Source organism: Streptomyces erythrochromogenes, assembly GCF_040684695.1.
Lineage (GTDB): Bacteria > Actinomycetota > Actinomycetes > Streptomycetales > Streptomycetaceae > Streptomyces > Streptomyces erythrochromogenes_C.
In genome coordinates this window covers 154,757-181,222 of record NZ_JBFBGM010000001.1, presented here as the reverse complement: position 1 = coordinate 181,222, position 26,466 = coordinate 154,757, and the positions used below count along the sequence as shown (strand labels likewise).

Sequence of the window (26,466 nt, the reverse complement as noted above, 5' to 3'; positions counted from 1 at the left end):
CGTGAACACCGATCCGTAAACTGGGACGAATGCACCAGTCCAGCGAAGCCCCGACCGACCTCGGCCCCGGCCCCGGCCCCGGCCCCGAACACGGTCACGACCGCTACGTACGGGTGCGGGGCGCCCGGGAGCACAACCTGCGCGGCGTCGACGTGGACATCCCGCGCGACGCGCTGACCGTGTTCACCGGGGTGTCCGGTTCCGGGAAGAGCTCGCTCGCCTTCGGCACGCTGTACGCCGAGGCACAGCGCCGGTACTTCGAATCCGTGGCCCCGTACGCCCGGCGCCTCATCCACCAGGTCGGCGCGCCCACGGTGGACTCGGTCACGGGCCTGCCGCCCGCGGTGTCGCTGGAGCAGCGCCGCTCCTCCCCCGGCTCGCGCTCCTCGGTCGGCACGGTGACCCTGCTGTCCAACTCCCTGCGCATGCTCTTCTCTCGGGCGGGCACGTATCCGCCGGGCGCGGGGCGGCTGGACTCCGATGCGTTCTCGCCCAACACCGCCGCCGGAGCCTGCCCTTCCTGTCACGGACTCGGCCGGATCCACCGCACCAGCGAGGAACTCCTGGTCCCCGACCCCGGTCTGTCGATCCGCGAGGGCGCCGTCGCCGCCTGGCCGGGCGCCTGGCAGGGCAAGAACCTGCGGGACATCCTGGAGACCCTCGGCCACGACGTGGACCGGCCGTGGCGGGAGCTGCCCGCGAAGGACCGCGAGTGGATCCTGTTCACCGAGGAGCAGCCGGTGGTGACCGTGCACCCGGTGCGGGACGCGGACCGGATCCAACGGCCCTACCAGGGCACGTACATGAGTGCGCACCGGTACGTCATGCGGACCTTCTCCGACAGCAAGAGCGCCACGCTGCGGGCCCGCGCCGAGAAGTTCCTCGCCGATTCGCCGTGTCCGGTGTGCGAGGGGCGCCGGCTGCGCCCGGAGGCCCTCGCCGTCACCTTCGCCGGACGGACGATCGCGGAGCTCGCGGCGCTGGCGCTGACGGAGCTGGACGCCGTGCTCGCCTCCGCGCCCCTCGACGGTCAGGCGGCGCGGGTCCTCGCCGACGACCTGCGTGCGCGGATCGGGCCCGTCACGGAGCTGGGGCTCGGCTACCTGAGCCTGGACCGGACCGCACCGACGCTGTCCGCGGGCGAGCTGCAGCGGCTTCGGCTGGCGACGCAGCTGCGGTCGGGGCTGTTCGGGGTGGTGTACGTGCTCGACGAGCCGTCGGCGGGGCTGCATCCGGCCGACACCGAGGCGCTGCTCGGCGTACTGGACCGGCTGAAGGAGGCCGGGAACACCGTCTTCGTCGTCGAGCACCATCTGGACGTGGTGCGGCACGCGGACTGGCTGGTGGACGTGGGGCCGCTCGCCGGGGAGCGGGGCGGGCGGGTGCTGCACAGCGGGCCGCCCGCCGACCTGGCCGGTGTGGCGGAGTCGGCGACGGCCCGGCACCTGTTCGCGCCGCGGGAGCCGGCGGGGCCCGTCCGGGAGGTGCGCCGACCGACCGGGGAGGTGCTGCTGAGCGGGGTGGACCGGCACAACCTGAGGGACCTCGAAGCGCGGTTCCCGCTCGGGGTGTTCACCGCCGTGACCGGAGTGTCCGGTTCGGGCAAGTCCACGCTGGTCGGCCAGGCGCTGGCCCGGGAGGTGGGCGAGCGGATCGCCGCCGGGCCCGGCTTCCCCGTACGGCGGCTGGTGGAGGTGGACCAGAAGCCGATCGGCCGGACCCCGCGGTCCAACCTGGCCACGTACACGGGGCTGTTCGACGTGGTGCGCAGGCTGTTCACGCAGTCCCCGCAGGCACGGGCGCGCGGCTGGAAGGCGGGCCGGTTCTCCTTCAACGTGGCGGGCGGCCGGTGCGAGACGTGCCAGGGCGAGGGCTTCGTCTCGGTGGAGCTGCTGTTCCTGCCGAGTACGTACGCACCGTGCCCGGACTGCGGCGGCGCACGGTACAACGCCGAGACGCTGGAGGTCCGGTACGAGGGCCTGGACATCGCGCAGGTGCTGGCGCTGACGGTGGAGTCCGCGGCCCGGTTCTTCGCGGACGTCCCGGCGGCGGCGCGCAGCCTGCGGGCGCTGGAGGAGATCGGGCTGGGCTACCTGCGGCTGGGGCAGCCGGCGACCGAGCTGTCGGGCGGCGAGGCGCAGCGGATCAAGCTGGCCACGGAGCTCCAGCGGCTGCGCCGGGAGCACACGCTGTACCTGCTGGACGAGCCGACGACGGGGCTGCACCCGGCCGATGTGCGGGTGCTGCTGCGGCAGTTGCACGGGCTGGTGGACGCCGGGCACTCGGTGGTGGTCGTGGAGCACGACATGGACGTGGTGGCGGGCGCGGACTGGGTGATCGACCTGGGCCCGGGCGGTGGTGCGCAGGGCGGCCGGGTCGTCGCGGCGGGCACCCCGCGCGAGGTGGCTTCAGCGGGCCGGGGCCGGACGGCGGCCTATCTGGCGCGGGCGCTGGACGGGCGCGCGGTCGCGGAGGGGGCGGGGTCCGCCTAGCGTGGTCGCAGGGGGTGTTCCCGAGCGAAACGGCACGCCGTCATGTCAGAAAAGCCCGCTGTCGTCCTGGTCCACGGCTTCTGGGGCGGAGCCGCCCACTGGTCGAAGGTCGTCGTCGAGCTCCACCGGCGCGGTTTCACCGACCTGCACGCCGTGGAGAACCCGCTGACCTCGCTGGCGGACGACGCCGAGCGCACCCGGAAGATGGTGCGGCAGGTGGACGGCCCGGTCCTGCTGGTCGGTCACTCGTACGGCGGAGCGGTGATCACCGAGGCGGGCGACCTGCCCAACGTCGCGGGTCTGGTGTACATCGCGGCCTTCGCCCCGGACGCGGGCGAGAGCCCGGGACAGATCAGCCAGGAAATGCCGCCGGCGGCGTTCGAGAACATCGCCCCCGACTCCGACGGCTACCTGTGGATCAGGCAGGAGAAGTTCCACGAGAGCTTCTGCCAGGACCTGGACGCCGACGAGGCCCTGGTCATGGCGGTGACCCAGAAGGCGCCGCTGGGCTCGACCTTCGGTGACGCCGTGACCTCGCCGGCGTGGAAGAAGAAGCCGGTCTGGTACCAGGTCTCCGGCCAGGACCGCATGATCCACCCCGACAACGAACGCCGGATGGCCCAGCGGATGAACCCCCGCAAGACCGTCGAACTGGACGCGGGCCACGCCTCCCTGGCCTCCCGCCCCGGCGAGGTCACCGACCTCATCGAGACGGCGGCGAACGAACTCGGCACCGGGTGATCACGATTCGAGATGCCCCTGGGTGACGCGCGCGTCGCTGCAGTCCGTGACGTCGGTGCCGTCGGTGCCGACCGGGCCTCGGGGGAGGATCCCGTCGAGCCACTTCGGCAGCCACCAGTTGGTCCGGCCGAGGAGCGTCATGGTGGCCGGTACCAGCACCATGCGTACGACCGTGGCGTCGATGAAGATCGCGGTGGCCAGGCCGAGCCCGAACATCTTGGTGGAGGGGTCCTCGGCGACGGCGAAGGACAGGAAGACCGCCACCATGATGAGTGCGGCCGAGGTGATGATCCGGGCGGTGCGCGAAACGCCCTCGACGATCGCCGTGCCGTTGTCGCCGGTGCGCAGGTACTCCTCGCGTACCCGGGACAGGAGGAACACCTCGTAGTCCATTGACAGGCCGAACAGGATGGCGAAGAGGAACATCGGGATGAACGACACGATCGGAACCGTCGCCTCCAGCCCGATGAGCGCGCCTCCCCAGCCCCACTGGAAGACCGCGACCATGACGCCGTAGGCCGCGCCGATGCTCAGCAGGTTCAGCAGGACCGCCTTGAGCGGGACGAGTATCGAGCGGAAGACCAGGACCAGCAGCAGGAACGACATCGCCAGCACGGTGGCGACGAGCACGGGCAGGCGCCGGCTGGTGCGTTCGCCCACGTCGGACAGGCTCGCGGCGGCGCCGCCGACGTGGGCCCTGGCCGGGCCGGGCCCGATCGCCGTGGGCAGCACGTCGGTGCGCAGCCGGGCGATGGTGTCGGCCGTGGCCTTGTCCTGGGGGCTGGTGGTCGGGAACACCACGAGGGTCGCGATGCCGGTGGCACGGTCGATGTGGGCCGGCGCGACGGATGCGATGCCCGGATCCGCCGCGACCGCCCCGACGAGTCGGTCCAGGACTCCCGGATCACCGGTGGGGTCCGCGGCGATGACCAGGGGGCCGTTGGTGCCGGGGCCGAACCCCTCGGCGACGAGGTCGTAGGCCCGGCGCTCGGTACGGCTGTCGGGCAGTGATCCGTCGTCGGGCAGGCCCACGCGCAGGCCGAGCACGGGCAGCGTCGCGGTCAGCAGCAGCCCCGCCGCGCCGACCGCGTACGGCACCGGGTGCCGGCTGACGTGTGCGATCCAGCGACGCCACCCGGCGGCGTGGGCGGCGCCCGCCGCCGCCGGGTCCCGCCGCCGTGCGGGTCGGGCCGTCCTCCCGGTCCGCAGGGCCCGGCCGATCCGGCCGGCTCGGCCCAGGCGTGGGCCGGCGGCGCCGAGGAAGGCCGGCAGCAGGGTCACCGACGCGACCACCATGATGAGAACGACGATCGAGACGGCGAGCCCGCCCACCGTCATGAACGGCACGTTCGCGACGGCCAGGCCGAGGATCGACACGACGACGGTGCCGCCCGCGAAGATCACGGGCCTCCCCGCCGTGGCCACCGCACGCCCCGCCGCCTCGTGGGGGGCGAGCCCGCGCGCGAGGTACTCCCGGTGCCTGGCGAGCACGAACAGCGCGTAGTCGATGCCCACTCCGAGCCCGACCATGCTGCCCAGGACGGGGGCGAAGGTCGGGACGTCCGTCACCCCCGCCAGTACGGTCATCGTGGCGACCCCGACGGTCAGCCCGAAGACCGCCATGCCGATCGGCAGCGCGGCGGCGACGAGCGAACCGAAGGCCAGGAACAGGATCGCGGTCGCGGCGAGGAGGCCGATCAGCTCGCTCGCGCCGCCGTCGGCGTCGGAGAAGGCGTAGAAGAGGTTCCCGCCCATCTCGATGCGCAGGGGCAGCTCGGCGCGCAGCCGGTCGCCGAGATCGACGAGGGCGTCGAGGTCTTCGGCCGACAGCCGGCTCTGATCGGGGTACTGCACCCGGACGACCGCGATCCGCCCGTCGGCCGAGACGAGGCCGCCGCGCACGGCGGTGTCCCCGCCCGCGTCGAGTGCCCCCGCCGGGTCGCTCGTGCCGAGCACGTGCGGCAGCCGCGCCACCTCGGTCTGCAGCCGTGTGAGAGCGGTGCGCGCGCTGCCGTGGCCGAGGAACGTCGCACCGTCGTCGAGCGGGGTGACGACCACTTGGGCGGTCATCCCCTCCTGGCCGGTGCCGGCCCGCTCGATCAGTTCCGCGGCCCGCCCGGAATCCAGTCCCGGAGCGGTCATCGAGTCCGCGGTCCGCCCGCCGACGGCGATCGCGGCGAGGACGGCGAGCGTGGCGGCGATCAGCCATGCCGCGATCACCCGCCAGGGATGGCGGGCGGCGCCGCCGCCCAGGCGCAACAGGGCTTTCGAGAGCATCGGGGTCCTCCAACCACCTCGTCGGCCGTCCTTGTACGGCCGCCGATGCCGAGGTTCGTCGCCACGGCGTTCCGCGGCATCGGCCCGCGGGCCGCGGCTGCGTGGGCCCCGGGGTGGAGTGACGACCCGTCCTTTCGGCCGATGCGCGCCGCGGCACGGTCTCTAGGCTGATGACCGTGCTGCGAGACGACCTGCGAACCCTGTGGACCGAACCCCGGCCGCCCGACGCGCCCGCCCGGATGTGGCGGGACTGGGTGCTGCTCGCCGCGGGGCTTGCCGGTGTGGTGCTGGAGGCCGCCCTGCGCGAGAACGTCGCGTGGCGGCCGGTGGCGGTGGTGTTCGCCGTATGGCTGTGTCTGCTGCCCCTGTGGCGCCGCACCCGCCCGCTGGCGACGGTGGCGCTGGCGTTCGGCTCGGTGATCCTGCTTCAGGCGGCCTCGCTCGTGGCCGCTGCCCGCGAGCCCGTCGGCCTGTACACCGGTGCGGTCGTGCTCGTGCTCGTGTACGCGCTGCTCCGATGGGGATCGGGACGCGAGATCGTGCTGGGCGGCGTGGTGGTCCTCGCGACCTGCACGCTGTGTTCGGCCACGGACGAGACCCCGGTCGTCGAGAACCTCGTGGGCCTCGTCTTCCTGCTGCTGCCCGGTGTGGTCGGGGCTGCCGTGCGGTTCCGGGTGACCGCTCGCGAGAGGCTGTTGGAGCAGGTGCGCTCCCGGGAGCGCGAGCAGCTCGCCCGGGAACTGCACGACACGGTGGCCCACCACGTGTCCGCCATGGTGATCATCGCCCAGGCGGGCCGGGTGCTCGCGGACACCGACCCGTCCGCGGCCGTCGAGGCGCTGGAGGGGGTCGAGGAGGAAGGGGCGCGGACGCTGGAGGAGATGCGCGCCATGGTCGCCGCACTCCGCGACCGAGGGGTCGGCGCCGAGCTGGCGCCCCCTGCCGGAGTCGCGGATCTGGAGCGCCTGGTGCGCACCCCGGGCGGGCGCCTCAGGGTCGATCTGGGGCTCGACGGCGAACTGGACGCGCTGCCCCCGGCCGTGGACGCGGCCGTCTACCGGATCGTGCAGGAGTCGGTGACCAACGCGCTGCGTCATGCGGTCGACGCGACCGAGCTCGTCGTCCGGGTCGCCGCGGAGCGGCACTCGGTACGGGTGAGCGTGCGCGACGACGGCCGGCGCACCGGCCGGGGCCGCGACGGATACGGACTTGCCGGACTGCGCGAGCGTGCGACCCTGCTCGGAGGCACACTACGAGCCGGACCGGGTGTCGACCGGGGCTGGAACGTCGAGGCCGAACTGCCGAGAGCGAGGAGCGGGAGTGTCCATTCGCGTCCTCGTCGCTGACGACCAGACGATCGTCCGCACCGGGCTGCGGATCATGCTGGACGCCCAGAGTGGCATCGAGGTGGTCGGCGAGGCGGCCGACGGGCGGGAAGCGGTGCGCCTGGCACGTGAACTGCGCCCCGATGTCTGCCTGTTCGACATCCGCATGCCCGTACTCGACGGGCTCGAGGCCACCCGGCTGGTCGCCGGCCCGGGCGTCGCCGACCCGCTGGCCGTGGTCGTCATCACCACCTTCGACCTCGACGAGTACGTCTACGGCGCGCTGCGTGCCGGCGCCCGCGGATTCCTCCTCAAGGACACGGGGCCGGACCTTCTGGCGCAGGCCGTACGGTCGGCGTCCGGCGGTGAGGCGCTCATCGCGCCCAGCGTCACCGTACGTCTGCTCCAGGCATTCGCGGACCTGCCCGCCGGCCGGCCCGTGGCCCAGCCGGTCTCCCCCGTCACCGCCCGCGAGGAGCAGGTGCTCCTCGCCGTCGCCCGCGGGCTGACCAACACAGAGATCGCCGATGCACTGCACATCAGCCTCAGCACGGTGAAGACGCATCTGGCGAGCCTCATGGGCAAACTCGGTGCCCGCAACCGGGTCGAGATCGCGATGTGGGCCTACGAAACGCGCCGTGTCCTCCCCGGTGCCTGAGGCGGGTGCCTCCTCGGCTCCGGCCGCCAGGACGCCCCGCGCAGGGGGGCGGGCCGGGCGGTCAGGCGTCGCCGGCCAGGAGCTGCTGGGGCAGTTCGCGGAAGCTCCACTGCCCGCTGCGGCGGGTGAACTGCCAGACCAGGTCGTAGCGGTCGGGCCAGGACGCGGGGAGTCCGAGGACCTGGTGGGCGCCGAGGGCGCGCACCAGGCGGGGGATCCCGGTGTGCTCCCAGCAGACGAGTGCGGGCATGGGCCCGGCCAGCACGGCGTGTGCCAGGGCGGGTTCGGCGCCGACCGCGAACTCGGCGCGTACCGGGGTGCGCAGGGCGGTGGCCAGGGCGGTCACGGTCTGCCGGCACCGGGCGGGGGCGCCCTTGCCGCCGGCGGCGAAGACCGCGGCGGGGCGGGGCAGCGGGGCGCCCTTGGCCGGCGGGAAGAGCCGCGGCAGTTCCTCGGCCCGGCGCCAGCCGCGCCCGGCCAGCGAGCCGGTGTCGTCCTCGCCGTCCTCGTCCCAGCCGGAGTCCCCGGCGTACGGCTTCTCCCCGTGCCGGATCACCATGATCACGGCGTCCTTGGGGGCGGGCTGCTGCCCGGACGCCGGGGTGCGGGGGGCTTCCTCACCGGAGCAGCCGGCCGTGGCCAGCGGCACGAGGGCGGCGGCCAGTACGGCTCTGCGGCGTGGTCCGGTCCCGGCGGGGGCTTCTGGCATGGGCCCACTGTCTCCCATGCCCCGTACGCCGCCGGGGCACGGCACGGCGGCCGCCCGCCCGGTCAGCCGATCGGCGCAGGGCCCCGGGACGGCGGGGTCCTGCGCCGGGCTGCGGGGATCAGCGAGGGCCCTTGCGGACCGCCCTCAGCCATTCCTTGTTCATGGCGGCGATCGACGGGAGCGGGATGCCCTTCGGGCAGGCCGTGGCGCACTCGCCGGTCAGGGTGCAGCCGCCGAAGCCCTCCTCGTCCATGCGGGCCACCATGTCCAGCACGCGGGTCTCGCGCTCCGGCGAGCCCTGCGGGAGGACGTTCAGGTGGTTGACCTTGGCGGAGGTGAACAGCATCGCCGAGCCGTTGGGGCAGGCGGCGACGCACGCCCCGCAGCCGATGCACTCGGCGTGCTCGAAGGCGAAGTCGGCGTCGACCTTGGGCACGGCGGTGGCGTGCGCCTCGGGGGCCGCGCCGGTGGGCGCGGTGATGTAGCCGCCGGCCTGGATGATCCGGTCGAAGGCGCCCCGGTCGACGACCAGGTCCTTGACCACGGGGAAGGCGGCGGCCCGCCAGGGTTCGACGTCGATGGTGTCGCCGTCGGTGAAGGACCGCATGTGGAGCTGGCAGGTGGTGGTCCGCTCGGGACCGTGGGCGTCGCCGTTGATGACGAGGCTGCAGGCGCCGCAGATGCCCTCGCGGCAGTCGTGGTCGAAGGCGACCGGGTCCTCGCCGCGCAGGATGAGGTCCTCGTTGAGGGTGTCGAGCATTTCCAGGAAGGACATGTCCTCGGAGATGCCGTCGACCTCGTACGAGGCCATGTGGCCGGGGGCGTCGGCGCCGCGCTGGCGCCAGACGCGCAGGGTGAGCTTCATGCGTAGCTCCGCTGGGTGGGGTGGACGTACTCGAAGACGAGGTCTTCCTTGTGCAGGACGGGGGCGGCGCCGGTGCCCTGGTACTCCCAGGCGGCGGCGTAGGCGAACTCCTCGTCGCGGCGGGCGGCCTCGCCGTCCGGGGTCTGGGACTCCTCGCGGAAGTGGCCGCCGCAGGACTCGGCGCGGTCGAGGGCGTCGAGGCACATCAGCTCGGCGAGTTCGAGGTAGTCGACGATGCGGTTGGCCTTCTCCAGCGACTGGTTGAACTCCTCGCCGCTGCCGGGGACCTTGATGCGCCGCCAGAACTCCTCGCGGATCTCCGGGATCCGCGCCAGGGCCTTGCGCAGCCCCTCCGCGGTGCGGGACATGCCGCAGTACTCCCACATGAGCTCGCCGATCTCGCGGTGGAAGGAGTCCGGGGTGCGGTCGCCGTCGACGGCCAGCAGCTGGGCGAGGCAGTCGCGGACCTCCCGTACGGCGGCTGCGGCCTCGGGGTGGGTGTCGTCGACGGTGTCCTGGTGGGGGTGGCGGGCGAGGTAGTCGTTGATGGTGGAGGGGAGCACGAAGTAGCCGTCGGCGAGGCCCTGCATCAGGGCGGAGGCCCCGAGGCGGTTGGCGCCGTGGTCGGAGAAGTTGGCCTCGCCGATCGCGAACAGGCCGGGGACGGTGGTCTGGAGGTCGTAGTCGACCCACAGGCCGCCCATCGTGTAGTGCACGGCGGGGTAGATCCGCATGGGGACCTCGTACGGGTTCTCGGCGGTGATCCGCTCGTACATCTCGAAGAGGTTGCCGTACTTCTCGGCGACCTTGTCGCGGCCCATGCGGCGGATGGCGTCGGCGAAGTCGAGGTAGACGCCCTGCCCGACGGGGCCCACGCCGCGTCCCTCGTCGCAGACGTTCTTGGCGGCCCGGGAGGCGATGTCGCGGGGCACGAGGTTGCCGAAGGAGGGGTAGATCCGCTCCAGGTAGTAGTCGCGCTCGTCCTCGGGGATGTCGGCGGCGGGGCGGTTGTCGCCCTTGGCCCTGGGGACCCAGATCCGGCCGTCGTTGCGCAGGGACTCGCTCATGAGGGTGAGCTTGGACTGGTGGTCGCCGGTGCGCGGGATGCAGGTGGGGTGGATCTGGGTGAAGCAGGGGTTGGCGAAGTACGCGCCGCGCCGGTGCGCCCGCCAGACGGCGGTCGCGTTGGAGTTCATGGCGTTGGTGGAGAGGTAGAAGACGTTGCCGTAGCCGCCGCTCGCCAGGACCACGGCGTCGGCGTAGTGGGTGGAGATCTCGCCGGTGACCAGGTCGCGGGCGACGATGCCGCGGGCCACGCCGTCGACGACGATCAGGTCGAGCATCTCGGTGCGGGCGTGCATCTCGACGTTGCCGGCGGCGATCTGCCGGGAGAGGGCCTGGTAGGCGCCGAGGAGGAGCTGCTGTCCGGTCTGGCCGCGGGCGTAGAAGGTGCGGGAGACCTGGACGCCGCCGAAGGAGCGGGTGTCGAGGAGGCCGCCGTACTCGCGGGCGAAGGGGACGCCCTGGGCCACGCACTGGTCGATGATCTCCACCGAGATCTGGGCGAGGCGGTGCACGTTCGATTCGCGGGCGCGGAAGTCGCCGCCCTTGACGGTGTCGTAGAAGAGGCGGTGCACCGAGTCGCCGTCGTTGCGGTAGTTCTTGGCGGCGTTGATGCCGCCCTGCGCGGCGATGGAGTGGGCCCGGCGCGGGGAGTCGGAGAAGCAGAACTGGACGACGTGGTAGCCCTGCTCGGCGAGGGTCGCGCCGGCCGATCCGCCCGCCAGGCCGGTGCCGACGACGATGACGGTGTGCTTGCGGCGGTTGGCGGGGTTGACGAGCCTGGCCTCGAAGCGGCGCCGGTCCCAGCGGTCCGCGATGGGGCCTTCGGGGGCCTTGGTGTCGGCGATGGGCTCGCCCGTGGTGTGGTCTGCGTAGCTGCTCACGGTCAGTTCACCATTCCGGTCATGACGGCGACGGGGACGGACACGAAGCCCGCGAAGAGGACGACGGCCAGGCTGTTGGCGAGGGCCTTCAGCGTCCGCTCGCGCCGGGCCCGGCCCGCGCCGAGGGTCTGGGCCGCGCTCCAGAAGCCGTGCCGGACGTGGAGGCCGAGCGCGGCCATCGCCACGATGTAGATCGTGTTCCCGTACCAGGTGGAGAAGGTGGCGAGGACGTTCTCGTACGGGTGGCCCGCCCATGCGCGCTCGTTGACGGTGAGCGTGGTCAGGTCGAGCAGGTGCCAGACGATGAACAGGCCGAGGATGATGCCGCCCCAGCGCATCGTGCGGGTGGCGTAGCTCGCGCGGCGGCGCTTGTGGACGTACTTGACCGGACGGGCTTTGATGTCGAGCCGGCTGAGCTGGTAGGCGGACACGGCGTGCGCGAGGACGGCGGCGAGGAGCACCACGCGGACGATCCACAGGGCCCACTCGTGGTGGAGGAAGGGCGAGCCGAGGGTGCGCAGCCAGTGGGCGTAGCCGTTGAACTCGTCCGCCCCGAAGAAGATCTTGAGGTTGCCGAGCATGTGCACGACGAGGTAGCCGAGCATGATCAGCCCGGAGACCGCCATGACGGTCTTCTTTCCGATGGTGGAGCCCCAGAGCGAGGGGGCGCTCGTCCGGGTCCGCGTTGCCAGAGCCATGCCTTCGACGGTAGGGACGGAGGACCCGAAAGGTCCAAGACATGATGTCGGTCATCTTGATAGACATGTCCTATGCAGTTCCAGCAGCTCCTCTACTTCGTCGCCGTCGCCGAGACCCGGCACTTCACCCGGGCCGCGGAACGGGTGCACGTGGCCCAGCCGTCGCTCTCCCAGCAGATCAAGGCGCTGGAGCGGGAGCTGGGGGCGGAGCTCTTCAGCCGCGCCCGGGGCAACATCACGCTCACGGACGCGGGCGAGGCGCTGCTGCCGCTGGCGCGCCGGATCCTGGCGGACGCGGACACGGCGCGGTTGGAGGTGCAGGAACTGGCGCAGCTGCGGCGCGGGCGCATCCGGCTGGGGGCGACCCCGAGCGTGTGCACGGGCCTGCTGCCGGGTGTGCTGCGCGCCTTCCACACGGCGCATCCGGGGATCGAGCTGCTGATCGAGGAGAGCGGTTCGCTCGACCTCGTACGGGAGCTGGCGCGCGGGGCGCTGGACCTGGCGCTGATCGCCCTGCCGCTGCCGCCGTCGGCGCCGGCCCTGACGACGGTGGAGCTGCTGACGGAGGACCTGGTGGTGGTGTCCTCGACGAAGCTTCCGGCGCCCGGCGGGGGCAGGGAGCTGACCATCGCGGCGTTGCGCGACGAGCCGATGGTGATGTTCCGGCACGGCTACGACCTGCGGGAGCTGACCGTGGCGGCCTGCCGGGCGGAGGGCTTCGAGCCGGTCTTCACCGTGGAGGGCGGCGAGATGGACGCGGTACTGGGCTTCGCGCGGGCGGGGCTGGGCGTGGCGGTGGTCCCGGCGATGGTGGTGGCGGGCGCGGGCACGGGGCTGCGGACGACGCCGCTGGCCGGCTCGCCCCTGCGGCGGACGATCGCGCTGGCCCACCGCACCGACGTGGCTCCCCCGCGGGCGGCTCGCGAGCTGAAGCGCATGCTGATGGCCTGACCCCGGCGGGGAGCCCGTGGCCGGGGCCCTCGGGCGGGGGCGGGCGTGGCCGCGGGCAGGGCCCGGTCCCTCAGGCGGGGGTGGGCGCAGCCGCGGGCAGGACCCGGTCCAGACCGCCGGCGAGCATGCCGAAGGCCAGTTCGGCGTCGGCCACGGCGGCCGGGTGGGCCTCATCGGCACTCTGCCCGGCATCGAGCCGCCGCCAGTTCCCCCGCCCCAGCTCGTGGCGGACCGCCACCAGGTGGACCGCCGCCAGCCGGGCGGCGAGCGGCGGCACCGGCTCCGCCTCCAGGGCTGCGGCGAGCAGTTCGACCTCGCGGTCGGCGTAGTGGGACAGGCGGGATTCCAGGCTGGCGGTGGAGTAGAGCAGCCGCTGGAAGGCGAGGATCTCCGGGTGGTCGCAGAGTCCGGTGATCGGGTCCCGCTCCTGGAGGGCCGTCAGGAAGTGGGCGTGCACGGCCCCCACCGGCGAGCGGCCCGCGGGCCGCTCGCGGACGATGCGCGCCAGCTCGTCCTGGTGGTCGGCGAACCGGTCGAGGAGCAGGTCCTCCTTCGTCGGGAAGTACCGGAAGAGGGTGGGCTTGGAGACCTCGGCTGCCGCGGCGACATCCGCCACCGACACGGCGTCGAAGCCCCGCTCCAGGAAGAGTTCCAGCGCCGTGGCCGCCAGCTGGCGGCGCGTACGCAGCTTTTTGCTCTCGCGCAGACCCGTCGTGTTCTCCATGCGCACAGCGTAGCACGAATGAGAGACCGAGTAATTTTTGTAACCGGGTTGCTTTTTCTGTCGGGAGCCGCTTTCCTTGAGTCATCGACGAGGAGAGGGACTTCCGATGAAGCACACCGATGTACTGATCGCCGGCTCCGGGCCCACCGGGCTGACGCTCGCCTGTGACCTCGCCCTGCGCGGATTCGCCGTCCGCGTCATCGAGCGGCGCACGGGACCGCACCGCGAGTCCCGGGCCAAGGGGCTCCGGGCCAGCAGTCTCGCGATCTTCCAGGAGCTCGGCATGGCCGAACCGCTGATCGCCACCGGGGCCGCGGGGGTGGTCCTGCGCAAGTACTTCGACGGTGAGCACATCAATGACACCCCCACCCCGGCGGACGCCGGCCTGCTGATCGGGCAGTGGCAGACCGAGGAGGCGCTGCGCGACCGGCTCGCAGGACTGGGCGTGCACGTCGAGTACGGGGCGGAGCTCGCCGGCATCACGCAGGACGGGGCCGGGGTGCGCGCCGAGCTGGCGGACGGCAGCGTGATCGCGGCCCGCTATCTCGCCGGGTGCGACGGCGGGCGCAGCACCACCCGCAAGCTGCTCGGCATCCCCTTCGAGGGGAACGGCGAGACGGATCCCGCGATGGTCATCGGCGATGTCAGGGCTCCCGGGCTCGGCCGGGACGCCTGGCACCAGTGGTTCACCTCGGAAGGCGGCGGGATGATGCTCTGCCCGATACCGGGAACGGACTCCTTCCAGCTGCAGGCCTCGCCCGAGCAGGACGAGCACGGCGAACCGCTGCCGCCCTCCCTGGAGAGCTTCCAGCGGATCTTCGACCGGTGCGCCGGGATCCCGGGGATCCGGCTGGAGGATCCCACATGGCTCTCCTCCTGGCGGGTCAATGTCCGCATGGCCACCCGGATCCGGGAGGGCCGGGTCCTGCTCGCCGGGGACGCCGCGCACGTGCACCCGATAGCAGGGGGGCTCGGCATGAACACCGGCATCGCGGACGCGGCGGCGCTCGGCCGGGCGCTGTCCGCCGCTCTCGCCGGGCCGGATCGGGACGCGGCGCTCGACGCGTACGAGACGGAGCGGCTGGCAGTGGCCGCGGGGGTCCTGGCCGACACCGCCGAGCGGTACGAGCGGGTCGTGGAAGCCGTCCGGACCCCCGGCCGCGGGACGGAGGTCGGAATGGACTGACGGGGCGCCGCGCACCGGGCCCACCGGGGCCGCCCGCCCGGGCCGCCACGGGCCCGGGCGGCGGTCAGGAGAGCGTGGGCACCGCGTCCGAGAGGGACAGGGTGTGGATCCGGTCGGGGGCCCCGGGGCGGGCGTAGTACCAGCCCTGGGCGGTGTCGCAGCCGAGCGCGCGCAGCTGGGCGGCCTGGGCACCGGTCTCCACGCCCTCGACGGTGACGGCGAGTTCGAGGCTGTGGGCCAGGGCGACGATCCCCTCCACGATCTTGACGTCGACCGGGTCGGCGGGCTGCTGCTGCATCCCGCGGGTGAAGGAGCGGTCCAGCTTGAGCACGCTGACCGGCAGACGCCGCAGATTGGCCAGGTTGGAGTAGCCCGTGCCGAAGTCGTCGAGGGCGATGTCCACGCCGAGTTCGGCCAGGCGGCGCAGCGGCTCCAGGAGTTCGTCGTCCGCGCCTATCAGGGCCGATTCGGTGACTTCCAGGCACAGCGCGCCCGGAGCGAGCCCGGACTTCTCCAGCACCGCCACGGTGTCGGCGACCAGGCCGGGATGGTGCAGCTGGGTCGGCGAGAGGTTGACGTTGATCCGCAGGGCGGAGCCCCCGTGCTCGCGCTGCCAGACGCGGGCCTGGCGGACGGCCTCCTCCAGGACCCACCGGCCGAGGGGGACGATCAGCCCGGTCCGTTCGGCGAGCGGGATGAAGCGGTCGGGGCCGAGGACCCCGTACTGCGGGTGGGACCAGCGCACCAGCGCCTCGGCACCGTGCACGGTGCCGTCGCGCATGTGGACCAGCGGCTGGTACTCGATGAAGAACTCGCCGCGTTCCAGGGCCGCCGGCAGGGCGTTGGTCAGTCCGTGCCGGGTGATCGCGCGGGCGTCGGCCTCGGCGTCGGCGAACTCGAAGCGGTTGCCGCCGGCCGCCTTGGCCCGGTACATGGTGATGTCGGCGCTGCGCAGCACCTCGGCCGGGGTGCGCTCCTTGGCCCGTCCCTCGACGATGCCGATGCTGCCCCGGACCGTCAGCTCCCGGCCCTCCAGCCGGATCGGCGTCGACAGGGCCGTCAGGATGCGGACGGCGAGCTCGGTCACCTGCTCCTGGGTGTCCGGGCCGGTGGTCAGCGCGACGAACTCGTCGCCGCCGAGCCGGGCGACGACCTCGCCGGGACCCGTCGCGCAGCTCTGCAGCCGGTCGGCGACCTCCACCAGCAGCCGGTCCCCCGCCGAGTGCCCGAGGCTGTCGTTGACCGCCTTGAAGCCGTCGAGGTCCAGGTAGCACAGGCCGTAGCGGTCGCCGCCGGACCCGCTGAGGGCCTTCTCCAGGCGTTCGAAGAACAGCGTCCGGTTGGGCAGACCGGTGAGGGCGTCGTGGGTGGCCTCGTAGCGCAGGCGCAGGTTCAGCAGCCGGCGCTCGGTGGTGTCCTCCATCAGGGCCAGCTGGTACTGCGGCTTACCTTCGGCGTCGCGCAGCAGCGACACCGTCAGGTTGGTCCAGAGCACGGTCCCGTCGTGGCGGTAGTACGGCTTCTCCACGCGGTAGCTCTCGCGCTCGCCGCGCACCAGCTCGCCGTACATCCGCCAGACGTGCGGGGTGTCGTCGGGGTGGCCCCACTCGCTGACGTTGCGGCTGCGGACGTGCCCCTCCAGGCCGCCGAACATCTGCAGCAGCGTGTCGTTGACCTCCAGGACGTTGCCGTCGAGATCGGCGATGCCGATGCCGACGGCCGCGCCCTCGAAGACGGCCCGGAAGCGTTCCTCGCTCGCGTGCAGGGCCTGCTGGGCGTCGGTGCGGGCGGTGAGCGCGGAGCGGGCGATGGCCTCCTGCTCGCTGAGGGTGCGCTCGCGCAGCGCCCGGGCGTACCCGGCCGCGATGGCGTGCTGGAGCCGGGCGCAGCGCGCGTGGTACTCGGCCGTGGCCTCCACGCCGGAGCCTTCGAGTCCGTCCGGTCCGCAGTAGAGGACGAGGTAGGACTCGATCACGCCGAGGGTGCCGGCCAGGGCCTCGGGGTCGGTGCAGTGCACGGCGACGAGGTCCGCCCCCACCCGCTGGGCGACGGTTGCGTCGAAGGGCCTCGCGTGCAGGGCCTCGGTGAGGGTGCGGGTGAGCGGCACGAGGTGCCGTTCGAACTCGGGCCGGGTCAGCGAGGTCGCGGTGACGGGGAAGATGGCCCGCCCCCAGATCGTCGCGAACCGGGAGATCCGGTCCTCGATGCCGCCGTCGGGCGCGGCCGCCGTGCCCGCGCCCGGTGCGGGTGCGGGTGCGGGTGCGGCTGAGGGCCCCGCGACGGTGTTCGGCCCGCCCGCCGTCTGTGCCGGAAGTCTCACGCCTTGCGTCCCACGCCTGCGTAGCCCGAGAAGGCGTAGGGGTCCTCCGGGGTCTCGCCGTCCTCGCCGCCCTCGCCGCGTTCGGCGCGGTCCGGACGCCAGTCGGGCATGGAGACCAGGCCGGGCTGCACCATCTCGAACCCTTCGAAGAAACCGCTGATCTGCTCACCGGTGCGCATGACGAGGGGATTGCGGATGTCCCGGTAGACGCCGACGGCGCCGCCCGCGACCTCCTCCGTGAGCGGGATGCCCTCGTAGGAGGCGTGCGTGAGGATCAGCAGGCTGCCGGGGGCCAGCGCGTCGCGCAGTTCGGCCACGGCCTCGTACGGGCGGTCGGTGTCCTCGAGGAAGTGCAGGACGGCCACGAGGAGCAGGGCGACCGGCCGGTCGAAGTCCAGGAGCCGTCCGACCTCGGGTGCGGCCAGGATCTCCTTGGGCCTGCGCAGGTCCGCGGCGACGACGCCGGTCTGCTCGTCGTCCAGCAGGACGGCATGGCTGTGCGCCACGGCCACCGGGTCGTGGTCGACGTAGACCACGCGGGCCCCGGGGCTGGCGGCCCGGGCGATCTCGTGCACGTTGCCGAAGGTCGGGATACCGGAGCCGATGTCGAGGAACTGCGTGACGCCCTCGGCGACGGCGTGCCGGACGGCGCGGCGCATGAACGCCCGGTTCGCCTGCATGATCTTGGGCAGTCCCGGCATGAATTCCATGGCCCGTCGGGCCGCCTGGCGGTCGACCTCGAAATTGTGGGACCCGCCAAGGTAGTAATCGTAGATGCGGGACACGCTCGGCACCGATATGTCGATGCCTGGCGGGGCCCAGGCGGGTCGCTCCATCGGGATCTCCAAGCGTTGTTCCTGCGGCGGTCCGCGCGGGGTCGGACTCCTGTCCGAGCCGAATGTACTGATCATTGACCAACAGGGCGAGCAAAAGCGGAAATTGGTGATCCGTTCTTCGTCACACACCAAAGGCGCCCGGCGGCGCCCCCGGGGCAAATGACCGGTACCGACAAATCCCTTTTGAGAATTGACCGGAGAGTGATCGGACTCGGTTGCGACCGCTCCGGGGCTGGCTCAAACCTTTCCGGTCCCCACTCCACCCGTTCAGGCGAACCGAGGCCGAGCCTCGCGTGCGCGGGGGCGCGCGGGCCCATGCTCCCCGGGTGAACAGAGCCTGTGCCAGGCGCCTGCTGGCGGTCCCGGTCCTGCTGTGGGCGGCCCTGTCCGTCACGCCGGCCGTGGCTGATAGCAGCGCCTACCCGACGACCGACTCCGGCGACGGCGCGAGCGCCGCCGCGGTGGTCGCGGTGGCCTCCGGCGACGGCCGCGGACGCGGACCGGGTGGTGGACATCACGGTGACGACCACCCCTCCGACCACGCAAGACACCGTGGTGACGGCCGGGGCGGAGGGCATCACGGCCGCCCCCACTGCCCGCCGCCGCCACCCCCGCCGTGTCCTCCGAAGCCGCCGCCGAAACCCACGCCGCCGCCTCCGCCGCCACCTCCGCCACCGCCGAAGCCCACGCCGAGCCCGGTGCCGACCCCACCGCCTCCGCCCGCGCCCCCACCCCCGAAGCCCGCGCCACCCAAGGCGGCGCCCAGGCCCGTACCGAAACCCGTCCTGCCCCCACCGGCGCCGCCGAAGCCGGCCCCCGCACCGCCCCGTGCGGCGAAGGCGCCCCCGCCACCGCCGCCGGCCCCCGTCACGGCCGCGCCCACCCCGAAACCGGTGGCCCGCCCGGCGTACCGCGCGGCGACCCGTAAACCGGACGAGCACCACATCTCGCCGGTGACCTTCACCCTGCTGACCGCGGCTCCCGCGGTGCTCGCGATCGTCGCGCTGCGCCCCCGGTAATCCGCCCGACGTCGAACGATCTGGAGTCATCTTGTCGGAATGGCTCGTCCTGTCCCTCGCGATGGCCGCGGCCTGTGCCGTGGTGCTGTCCATCGCCTTCTTCAATCACCGCAGGATCGGCGAGGACGACGATCCGAACGAGACCCCGGACGTCATCGAGTACATGACGATGATGATCGGGGTGATCTACGCGATCGTGCTGGGCCTGGCGATCGCGGGCGTCTGGGAGGGCCGTGGAGCCGCTCAGGAATACGTGCGCCAGGAAGCACAGGCCCTGCACGAGATCAGCGTCCGCTCGCAGGTCTACCCGGCCGAGGTCCGGGCGAGGATCCGCTCCGACGTGGACGCGTACGTGACCTACGTGGTCGACACCGAGTGGAAGGCCATGGCCGACGAGGGCGAACTCACGGACCGCGGCGGGGAGCTGCTGGAACGTATCCGCCGCGACGTCACCGACTACGAGCCGCAGACCGACCACGAGGGCCAGGCCTACCAGCCCCTCGTCGACCAGGTGGCGGTGGCCGACGACGCCCGCAGCGCACGCGGCGCGAGCGCCGGGGCCACCATGCCGGGCGTGGTCTGGTTCGGGCTGATCACGGGAGCCCTGGTCACGGTCGGCCTGATCTTCACCCTGCAGATCAGGCGTTCGTTCCGGGAGATGCTGCTGGCCGGGCTGTTCAGCGCGCTGATCGCGTTCCTGCTGTTCCTGATCTGGGACTTCGACGCGCCGTTCGGTCGGGGCATCTCGGCAACCGCCGAGCCGTTCCTCACCCAGTTCTCCCATCTCGACCTCGGCGGCTGAGCCCGCCCGGCAAACCGGGGACGGGCCTCCCGTCCCCGGTTCGGCCCACGGCCGTGCCCCATTCGCCCGTTCCTGATCGCGGGCCCCGGCACCCGGACCTAGCGTGGCGGACATCGAGGCGCACGAACCCCACCGTGCGGAAACCGTTCCGCGGATGCTCCTCGGGGATCCGGAGAATCAACCATGGGTGCGATACGTACCTCCGCCACCGCCCTGCTGAGTGCCGGCGCCACGTTCGCCGTACTCGCACTCGCAGCCCTCGGCACCCCCGCCACGGCCGGGACCCGGGCCGAGGCCCAGGCAGGGCCCCCGGCCGGGACACGGGCCGAACCGCGGGCCCCGCACGTCACTTCGTTCGGTTTCACCCTCACCCCCTCGACCGTCGCCGCCGGCGGCCAGGTGGTGCTCGCGGTCAGCGGCTGCAACGCCGCCTACTCCACCGCCTCCTCCGGTGTCTTCGACACCGTGAGCATCGCGCGCGGCCAGAGCGTCCGCGCCACCGTCGACCGGGACGCCCGGCCCGGAGCCGTGTACTCCGTCTCCTTCACGTGCAACGGGGAGACCGGATCGGCCGATCTGACGATCGCCGGCGGCACTGCCAGGCCCACGACGAGTTCCACGTCCACGCGGACCGCCACGGCCACCGCCGCCGCGACGAACCCGGCCACGGCCCCCACCACCACCTCCGCCCGCGGTGTCCGCGGCGGCCTGGGCGGCAGCATCGCCGGGATGGACCCGGTGGAACTCGGTGCGGGCGCCGGTCTCTTCCTCGCCGCCGCCGGCGCCACCGCCTACGCCCTGCGCCGCAGGGCGTCCGGCCGCGGTCATTGAACTCGGCGCGACCGCACCTCCACCGCCGGTCGCCCCGGGTCCTCGGGGAGGACGCGGGGCGACCGGCGGGAGCGGGCGGTACCTGACCGAAGGGGCCGAACGGTCAGCTCCGGCTCCGCAGCGGACGGCGACGACGCATCACGTGGGCACCCGCGCCCAGGGCGGAAGCGCCGACCAGGCCCGCGCCGATGGCGGTCTCGGCGGTGGACGGGCCGAAGGATCCGCCGATGCCGCCCTGAGAGGGGTTGCCCTCGAGGATCCGGAAGCGGGCCGTGGCGATGAGGTTGCTGTCGTTGCACTTGACCGACAGCGTGTGGGTGCCGGGAGAGGCGTGGTTGAAGACCCGCACGGTCGCGAAGCCGATGGATCCGGCGGACAGGTTGGCCGGCGGAAAGTTCCCGTGCGAGGTGACGGTACCGCCGTGACCGCAGCCCGCTGCGCTCACCTGCATCGTCGAGCCCTGGTGCACGGCGTACGGGTTCACCGAGATGTTGCTGGGGCCGTTGCCGCCCCCATTCCCGCCCCGGCCACCGGGGTCCTGGTTCGCGGAGGCGAGCGGGGCACTGAGGCCGAGGGCGGCACAGGCTGCCGCCGTCACGGTAAGAGCGCGCAAGACACGCATGGTGGAACCTCCAGCGGGAAGCGCCCCGGAGCGTCGGCCCCGGATGATCGACGAGAACGCCTCCCACGTCGAACCCTCCGGTCGACCCGCAACCTCCGCATTTCCGGCTTTGGGCCGCCCGGTTGAGCGACACGCCGGAGCGCGGACGCTCGGGCTGACGGATCCGCAGGTCACGACCCGTCAGGCATTTATGTGACGATTACCTGGATGGGCGCATCCCTTCCGGCCCCTTCCGGCCCAGGACGGCCCCCTCCGCGGCCCCGGCCACCCGTTCGCCCCTCCCCTGTCGCCGTCCTGCGGCGCCGCCCTTAGCGTGCGTGAAGTAGGGCGTACAGGGGTGGGACAGGAACGCGGGTCGGGACCCCCGCGTCGGGAAGGGAGAACGATGGGCGAGGACGAGACAGGGCACTCGCGCAGGCGCTCACCGTGGGGCGCGATCGCCCTGGTCATGCTCACCGGGCTCGCCATGGTGCGGAACGGCGTGAACATCGACGACGGACCGCCCCAGCCCACCGCGGCCTCGGCCGTCGCGGTGACGGCCGACCAGTTGCCGGCGAATCCGCCGAAGCCGCCGCCGGACATGGAGTTGCTGGAGCACTCGTCCGTGCAGCGCATCCGGATCCCCACGATCGGCGTGGACGCGCCGGTGATGACGGTCGGGCTGGACGCGGAGGGCTGGATCGACGCCCCGCCGCCGCAGGACCGCAACCTCGCGGGCTGGTACCTCAACGGCATCTCGCCCGGCCAGCGGGGCTCCGCGGTGATCGTGGGCCACGTGGACAACGCGCAGGGCCCCGCGGTCTTCTACGGCCTGGGCTCGGTCAAGCCGGGCAACCAGATCGAGGTGGAGCGCTACGACGGGCGCACGGCGGTGTTCGAGGTGTACGGGGTGGAGGTCTTCTCCAAGGAGGCCTTCCCCGGGGCGCGTGTGTACGGGGACACCGGGCACGCGGAACTCCGGGTGATCACCTGCGGCGGCGGCTACTCCAAGGCGCGCGGGTACGACGGCAACGTGGTCGTCTTCGCACGGATGGTGGAGTCCCGCTGAGCGGGGGCGGGGCCGGGGCCGGGGGAACCCCGGCCCCGCCTCAGCTCGACGCCACCGAGGACAGCGTCGGCAGCGTCATCCGGTAGCCCCGCGCGAGCAGTTGGGGCAGGTAGGAGGCGATGGCCTGGACGCTCTGCGTCCGGTTGCCGCCCGCGTCGTGCGACAGGACGATCGCCCGGGGTCCGGCGCCGCGCAGGACCCGGGAGACGATCGTGGTGGTGCCGGGCTCCTCCCAGTCCAGGCTGTCCACGGTCCAGGCGAGCGGCTCCATCCCCAGCTCGGCCCCGATCTCGAAGGCGGCCCGGTTCCACGCTCCGTAGGGCGCCCGGAACCACTGCGGCGGCTCCCCGACGGCCTTCTGCACGACCTCGCTCGTGCGGCCGATCTCGGCGGCGAGGGCGGGTCGGCTCAGCTTGGGGATGAGCGGGTGGGTCCAGGTGTGGTTGCCGATGACGTGCCCCTCGGCGACCATCCGGCGCAGCAGGTCCCGGTTCTCCACGGCCATTTCACCGCAGACGAAGAACATCGCGCGCACGCCGTGGCGGCCGAGGGTGTCGAGGATGGCCGGGGTGTAGCGGGGGTCCGGACCGTCGTCGAAGGTGAGCACCATGGAGCTGTCCGTGCCCGCGTCGGCCGGGAGTTCCAGGATGGGCCGGGCCCGCACGGCGGGTTTCACGGCGCGCGCCCGGGCTGGGGCCTCCGCCGTCATGGGGCGCAGCCGGTAGGCCTTCTCGGGCAGCGCCCCGGGGAGTCCCCCGGGGCCCGCGGCGAGGTTGGGGCCGGGCCCGGCGGCGGGCCCCGGTGCACCGCCCGCGCCCGGAGCACCGGGCGTCACGGGCGTACCGCCCTCGATGCCGTTGCCCGTGGTGATCATTCCGGCGGCCGCGACTCCGAGGAGGACGGCGGTGCGCAGGAGCACGCGCCGCCCTACTGTCGGCTCGTCATTTTTCATTATTACTACGTATCAACGACATCCCCGCGGATGTCGAGAGGCACGGACGCGCCCCGTTTCGCTCACCCGTGCGGACCAGTCGCACCAGCCGCGGACCGGTCGTGCGGGCCGGTCGTGCGACGCGTCAGCCGCGCCGCACCAGGGGGAAGGGGAGGGTCTCTCGGATCGTCAGGCCCGTGAGGAACATGACGAGCCGGTCCACTCCGATGCCGAGGCCGCCCGTCGGCGGCATCGCGTATTCGAGGGCGTCCAGGAAGTCGTTGTCGAGTTCCATGGCCTCCGGGTCGCCGCCGGCCGCGAGCAGGGACTGGGCGGTCAGCCTGCGCCGCTGTTCCACCGGGTCGGTCAGCTCCGAGTAGGCGGTGCCGAGCTCGGTGCCGAAGGCGACCAGGTCCCAGCGCTCGGCGAGCCGGGGGTCCCTGCGGTGCTGGCGGGTGAGCGGGGAGACGTCGGTGGGGAAGTCCTTGTAGAAGGTGGGCAGTTTCGTCCGCTCCTCCACCAGCCGCTCGTACATCTCCAGGACCACGTCACCGCGGGTGTCCTCCGGTCCGTGCGGCACCTTGGCGCGGTCGCACAGCCTGCGCAGCACGTTCTCCTCGGTGTCGGCGTCGACCTCCTCGCCGAGGGCCTCGCTGATCGCCCCGTACATGGTCTTCACCGGCCAGGTCCCGGAGATGTCGTGGACGACGAGCTTCCCGTCGGCGCCCGCCTTGTGGGCGACGGGCGAGCCGAAGGCGGCGGTCGCGGCCCCCTGGATCAGCTCGCGGGTGAGGTCGAGCATGACGTCGTAGTCGGCGAAGGCCTGGTAGGCCTCCAGCATCGTGAACTCGGGGTTGTGCTTGTAGGAGACCCCCTCGTTGCGGAAGGTGCGGCCCATCTCGAAGACCTTCTCCATGCCGCCGACGCAGAGCCGCTTGAGGTACAGCTCGGGAGCGATGCGCAGGTACAGGTCGAGGTCGTAGGCGTTGATGTGGGTGCGGAAGGGCCGGGCGTTGGCGCCTCCGTGGATCTGCTGGAGCATCGGGGTCTCGACCTCCAGGTATCCGCGGTCGAGCAGCCCCTGGCGCAGGGCCTGGACCGCGCTGGAGCGGGCCCGTACGACGTCGCGCGCCTCGGGGCTGGCGACGAGGTCGAGGTAGCGGCGCCGGACGCGGGCCTCGGGGTCGGCGAGACCCTTGCGCTTGTCGGGGAGGGGGCGCAGGCACTTGCCCGTGAGCTGCCAGGACCGGACCACGAGGGAGAGCTCGCCGGTCCGGCTGGCGCCGGGTTCGCCGGTCACGAGGACGTGGTCGCCGAAGTCGACCTGGGAGGTGAAGGAGTCGAGCACCTCGGCACCGGTCTCGTCGCGGGTGAGCATCAGCTGTATGTCCCCGGACCAGTCGCGCAGCACGGCGAAGACCACTCCGCCGAGGTCGCGTACGACCATCACGCGTCCGGCGAGGGTGGCCTGTTCGGCGGTGCGGGCGCCGGGCGGGTGGCTCGGGTGGGCCGCCCTGAGCTGGGCGGCGGTGTGGGTGCGCAGGCGGATCCCCACCGGGTAGGGGTCGGTGCCGGAGGCCCGGATGCGGTCCAGTTTGGCGTGGCGGACCCGTACTTGTTCGGGCAGCCGCTCCTCGGGCACGCCGGGGAGCTCCTCCCCCACGGCGTCCAGGCCCAGGGAGTCGATCGGGGGCAGGCCCTCGGTGGTGGCGGGCGCGGTGACGCCCTTGGGGTGGGCGTTGCCCCACAGGGTGCGCAGGCTGGGTACGGAGACGAAGCCCTCGGCGATGCCGGAGGCGAGGCTGACCCGGGCGAGCGAGCCGGCGTCCTGGTAGCAGAGGAACCGCGGGTACCACTCGGGGCCGTACTTGACGTTCGAGCGGTACAGCGCCTCCAGCTGCCACCAGCGGGAGAAGAAGAGCAGCAGCCGGCGCCAGACCTTCAGGACGGGACCGGCGCCGATGCGGCCGCCCTCCTCGAAGGCGGAGCGGAAGACGGCGAAGTTGAGGGAGATCCGGCGCACCCCGAGGCCGGGGGCCGCGGCGCACAGTTCGGCGACCATGAACTCCATGACCCCGTTGGGCGCGGTGCGGTCGCGGCGCATCAGGTCGAGGGAGATGCCGTCCCGGCCCCAGGGCACGAAGGAGAGCAGGGCGATCAGCTCGCCGTCGGCGTCGAAGGCCTCGACCAGCAGGCAGTCCCCGTCGGCCGGATCGCCGAGGCGGTCCAGGGCCATGGAGAAGCCGCGTTCGGTCTCGGTGTCCCGCCAGCGGTCCGCCCGGTCGACGATGGTCCGCATCTCGTCCTCGGAGAGGGCCGAGTGGCGGCGGATCACGGTGCTCGCACCGGCGCGCCTGACGCGGTTGACGGCCTGGCGGGTGACGCGCATGTCGCGGCCGTCGAGGTCGAAGTGGGCGACGTGCAGGATGGCCTCGTCGCCCAGCTGGAGGGCGCTCAGTCCGGAGCGGGCGAAGGCGGTGGCGCCGTCCTCGGAGGCGCCCATCACGGCGGGCTGCCAGCCGTGGCGGCCGGCGACGGCCAGCCAGGCGTCGATGGCAGCGGACCAGGCGGCCGGGTCGCCCACCGGGTCGCCGCTGGCGAGGCAGACGCCGGCTTCGACGCGGTAGGTGACGCCGGCCCGGCCGTTGGGGGCGAAGACGACGGCCTTGTCGCGCCGGGTGGCGAAGTAGCCGAGGGAGTCGGCCCGCCCGTACGCGCCCAGCAGGGCCCGGATCCGGGGCTCCTCGTCGCCGTGCAGGGCGGCGGTGAGCCGCTGGGAGCGGAAGAGGGTCGCGGCCGCGTTGAGCAGGGCGACCGCGCCGAAGAGGCCGAGGAGGAAGTACAGCGGCCGGGGCGGGCGGCCGTCGAACTCCCGGGCCGAGAAGAGGCCGCCGAAGACCTGCTTGGCGGCCCAGTCCAGCCACTGGCCGCGGGGCAGGGTGCCGGGGAAGAGGGCGACGAGGGCCCAGCCGAGGAGGACGGCGGCGAGCATGCCGAGGCCGAGCACGATCAGGGCGTGCCACAGCGCCCCGGGACGGGACGCGGCGTAGAACTCCTTGCGGGCGGCGATCAGTACGGCCATGGCGGCGACGGCCAGGGCCATGGACGAGATGCCGATCCAGTAGTCGCCGACGGCGATGTCCAGCAGGTCGTCGACGATCAGCAGGGCCAGATAGGTGATGACCATCCACCAGGCGACCTTCTTGCGGGTGCCGAGGGCGGCCGCGAAGAGGAAGAGGAAGACGGCGTAGGCGAGGTTGGCGCTGACCGGTACGACGATCAGGTCGAGGAAGCGCACGACGTGCCGCAGGAGGCGCCGGAGCGTCGGGGAGAGCGAGAGCAGCGCGCACAGCAGGCCGATCGCCCCGAAGAACGCGCCGAACCCGTCCGGCACCCGGTTCAGGAAGCGGCTGCGGGTGCGTTGCGTCTCCTGCGCGGTGGCACTCATGGTTCGCACTGTAGGGAGGGGTGCGCCGGTGCGCGCG

21 protein-coding genes are annotated in these 26,466 nt (G+C 72.8%); 10 read left to right on the top strand and 11 right to left on the bottom strand.

The genetic code is table 11. The features are described 5' to 3' along the window. Positions 1–29: 29 nt before the first annotated feature. Positions 30–2,492, top strand: coding sequence for an excinuclease ABC subunit UvrA (locus AB0O53_RS00720; RefSeq protein WP_365192439.1), 2,463 nt, complete (start codon positions 30–32; stop codon positions 2,490–2,492). Positions 2,493–2,534: 42 nt separating this feature from the next. After that, positions 2,535–3,233, top strand: coding sequence for an alpha/beta hydrolase (locus tag AB0O53_RS00715; protein ID WP_350991951.1), 699 nt, complete (start codon positions 2,535–2,537; stop codon positions 3,231–3,233). Here AB0O53_RS00715 and AB0O53_RS00710 read toward each other — a convergent pair whose 3' ends face one another. After that, positions 3,234–5,510: an MMPL family transporter gene (locus AB0O53_RS00710; protein WP_350991949.1), complete on the bottom strand. Its 2,277-nt coding sequence runs from the start codon at positions 5,508–5,510 to the stop codon at positions 3,234–3,236. Between the two features lie 170 nt (positions 5,511–5,680). Between AB0O53_RS00710 and AB0O53_RS00705 the strand changes: the two genes are divergently transcribed. Then, entirely contained in the window at positions 5,681–6,856 is a 1,176-nt protein-coding gene (locus tag AB0O53_RS00705; RefSeq protein WP_365192436.1) for a sensor histidine kinase, read from the top strand. Then, entirely contained in the window at positions 6,831–7,493 is a 663-nt protein-coding gene (locus AB0O53_RS00700) for a response regulator (RefSeq protein WP_365192434.1), read from the top strand. Before AB0O53_RS00705 ends, AB0O53_RS00700 begins: the two co-directional genes overlap by 26 nt. Positions 7,494–7,554: 61 nt before the next feature. Here the strand turns inward: AB0O53_RS00700 and AB0O53_RS00695 are convergent, their stop codons facing one another. The 4 genes from AB0O53_RS00695 to AB0O53_RS00680 all read right to left on the bottom strand — a co-directional run bounded on the left by AB0O53_RS00695 (position 7,555) and on the right by AB0O53_RS00680 (position 11,711). Then, the gene (locus AB0O53_RS00695; RefSeq protein WP_365192432.1) at positions 7,555–8,202 is read right to left on the bottom strand and encodes a hypothetical protein; all 648 of its coding nucleotides are present in this window, start codon (positions 8,200–8,202) and stop codon (positions 7,555–7,557) included. Positions 8,203–8,320: 118 nt separating this feature from the next. Then, positions 8,321–9,067, bottom strand: a complete 747-nt coding sequence (locus tag AB0O53_RS00690) for a succinate dehydrogenase/fumarate reductase iron-sulfur subunit (RefSeq protein WP_365192430.1) — start codon at positions 9,065–9,067, stop codon at positions 8,321–8,323. Continuing rightward, entirely contained in the window at positions 9,064–11,013 is a 1,950-nt protein-coding gene (locus AB0O53_RS00685; RefSeq protein ID WP_365192428.1) for a fumarate reductase/succinate dehydrogenase flavoprotein subunit, read from the bottom strand. Before AB0O53_RS00685 ends, AB0O53_RS00690 begins: the two co-directional genes overlap by 4 nt. Positions 11,014–11,015: 2 nt before the next feature. Continuing rightward, a complete protein-coding gene (locus tag AB0O53_RS00680; protein ID WP_365192427.1) occupies positions 11,016–11,711 on the bottom strand; it encodes a succinate dehydrogenase in 696 nt (231 codons plus the stop codon). 72 nt (positions 11,712–11,783) lie between these two features. Between AB0O53_RS00680 and AB0O53_RS00675 the strand changes: the two genes are divergently transcribed. Continuing rightward, positions 11,784–12,662, top strand: coding sequence for a LysR family transcriptional regulator (locus AB0O53_RS00675; RefSeq protein ID WP_350991937.1), 879 nt, complete (start codon positions 11,784–11,786; stop codon positions 12,660–12,662). Positions 12,663–12,732: 70 nt separating this feature from the next. Here AB0O53_RS00675 and AB0O53_RS00670 read toward each other — a convergent pair whose 3' ends face one another. Then, positions 12,733–13,386 carry a TetR/AcrR family transcriptional regulator gene (locus AB0O53_RS00670; protein ID WP_365192425.1) on the bottom strand — a complete coding sequence of 218 codons (654 nt, stop codon included), beginning with the start codon at positions 13,384–13,386 and terminating at the stop codon, positions 12,733–12,735. A gap of 106 nt (positions 13,387–13,492) precedes the next feature. Here AB0O53_RS00670 and AB0O53_RS00665 point away from each other — a divergent pair, with 106 nt between their 5' ends. After that, positions 13,493–14,572, top strand: a complete 1,080-nt coding sequence (locus tag AB0O53_RS00665; protein ID WP_365192423.1) for an FAD-dependent monooxygenase — start codon at positions 13,493–13,495, stop codon at positions 14,570–14,572. Between the two features lie 64 nt (positions 14,573–14,636). On the opposite strand, the gene AB0O53_RS00660 is transcribed toward AB0O53_RS00665, so the two are convergent. Both AB0O53_RS00660 and AB0O53_RS00655 read right to left on the bottom strand, forming a co-directional pair. Further along, positions 14,637–16,778 (bottom strand): putative bifunctional diguanylate cyclase/phosphodiesterase, encoded by a 2,142-nt coding sequence (locus AB0O53_RS00660; protein ID WP_350992078.1) that lies wholly within the window; start codon positions 16,776–16,778, stop codon positions 14,637–14,639. A 110-nt stretch (positions 16,779–16,888) separates the two neighbouring features. Further along, a complete protein-coding gene (locus AB0O53_RS00655; protein WP_350991931.1) occupies positions 16,889–17,728 on the bottom strand; it encodes an SAM-dependent methyltransferase in 840 nt (279 codons plus the stop codon). A gap of 616 nt (positions 17,729–18,344) precedes the next feature. Here AB0O53_RS00655 and AB0O53_RS00650 point away from each other — a divergent pair. From AB0O53_RS00650 to AB0O53_RS00640, 3 genes are all read left to right on the top strand, one after another. Then, entirely contained in the window at positions 18,345–18,656 is a 312-nt protein-coding gene (locus AB0O53_RS00650; RefSeq protein WP_365192420.1) for a hypothetical protein, read from the top strand. Between the two features lie 122 nt (positions 18,657–18,778). Continuing rightward, complete coding sequence (locus AB0O53_RS00645) at positions 18,779–19,549, top strand: bestrophin-like domain (protein ID WP_136231104.1); 771 nt, start codon at positions 18,779–18,781, stop codon at positions 19,547–19,549. 183 nt (positions 19,550–19,732) lie between these two features. Further along, positions 19,733–20,380: a hypothetical protein gene (locus AB0O53_RS00640; protein ID WP_365192418.1), complete on the top strand. Its 648-nt coding sequence runs from the start codon at positions 19,733–19,735 to the stop codon at positions 20,378–20,380. Positions 20,381–20,483: 103 nt separating this feature from the next. On the opposite strand, the gene AB0O53_RS00635 is transcribed toward AB0O53_RS00640, so the two are convergent. After that, positions 20,484–21,002: a hypothetical protein gene (locus AB0O53_RS00635; RefSeq protein ID WP_136231102.1), complete on the bottom strand. Its 519-nt coding sequence runs from the start codon at positions 21,000–21,002 to the stop codon at positions 20,484–20,486. Between the two features lie 385 nt (positions 21,003–21,387). Between AB0O53_RS00635 and AB0O53_RS00630 the strand changes: the two genes are divergently transcribed. Then, positions 21,388–22,050, top strand: a complete 663-nt coding sequence (locus AB0O53_RS00630; RefSeq protein WP_350991927.1) for a class F sortase — start codon at positions 21,388–21,390, stop codon at positions 22,048–22,050. 40 nt (positions 22,051–22,090) lie between these two features. Here AB0O53_RS00630 and AB0O53_RS00625 read toward each other — a convergent pair whose 3' ends face one another. Together AB0O53_RS00625 and lysX are read right to left on the bottom strand one after the other, a co-directional pair. Further along, entirely contained in the window at positions 22,091–23,002 is a 912-nt protein-coding gene (locus AB0O53_RS00625; protein ID WP_365192415.1) for a polysaccharide deacetylase family protein, read from the bottom strand. Between the two features lie 124 nt (positions 23,003–23,126). Next, on the bottom strand, positions 23,127–26,429 hold the full coding sequence (gene lysX / locus AB0O53_RS00620) for a bifunctional lysylphosphatidylglycerol synthetase/lysine--tRNA ligase LysX (protein ID WP_365192413.1): 3,303 nt from the start codon (positions 26,427–26,429) through the stop codon (positions 23,127–23,129). Positions 26,430–26,466: the final 37 nt, after the last annotated feature.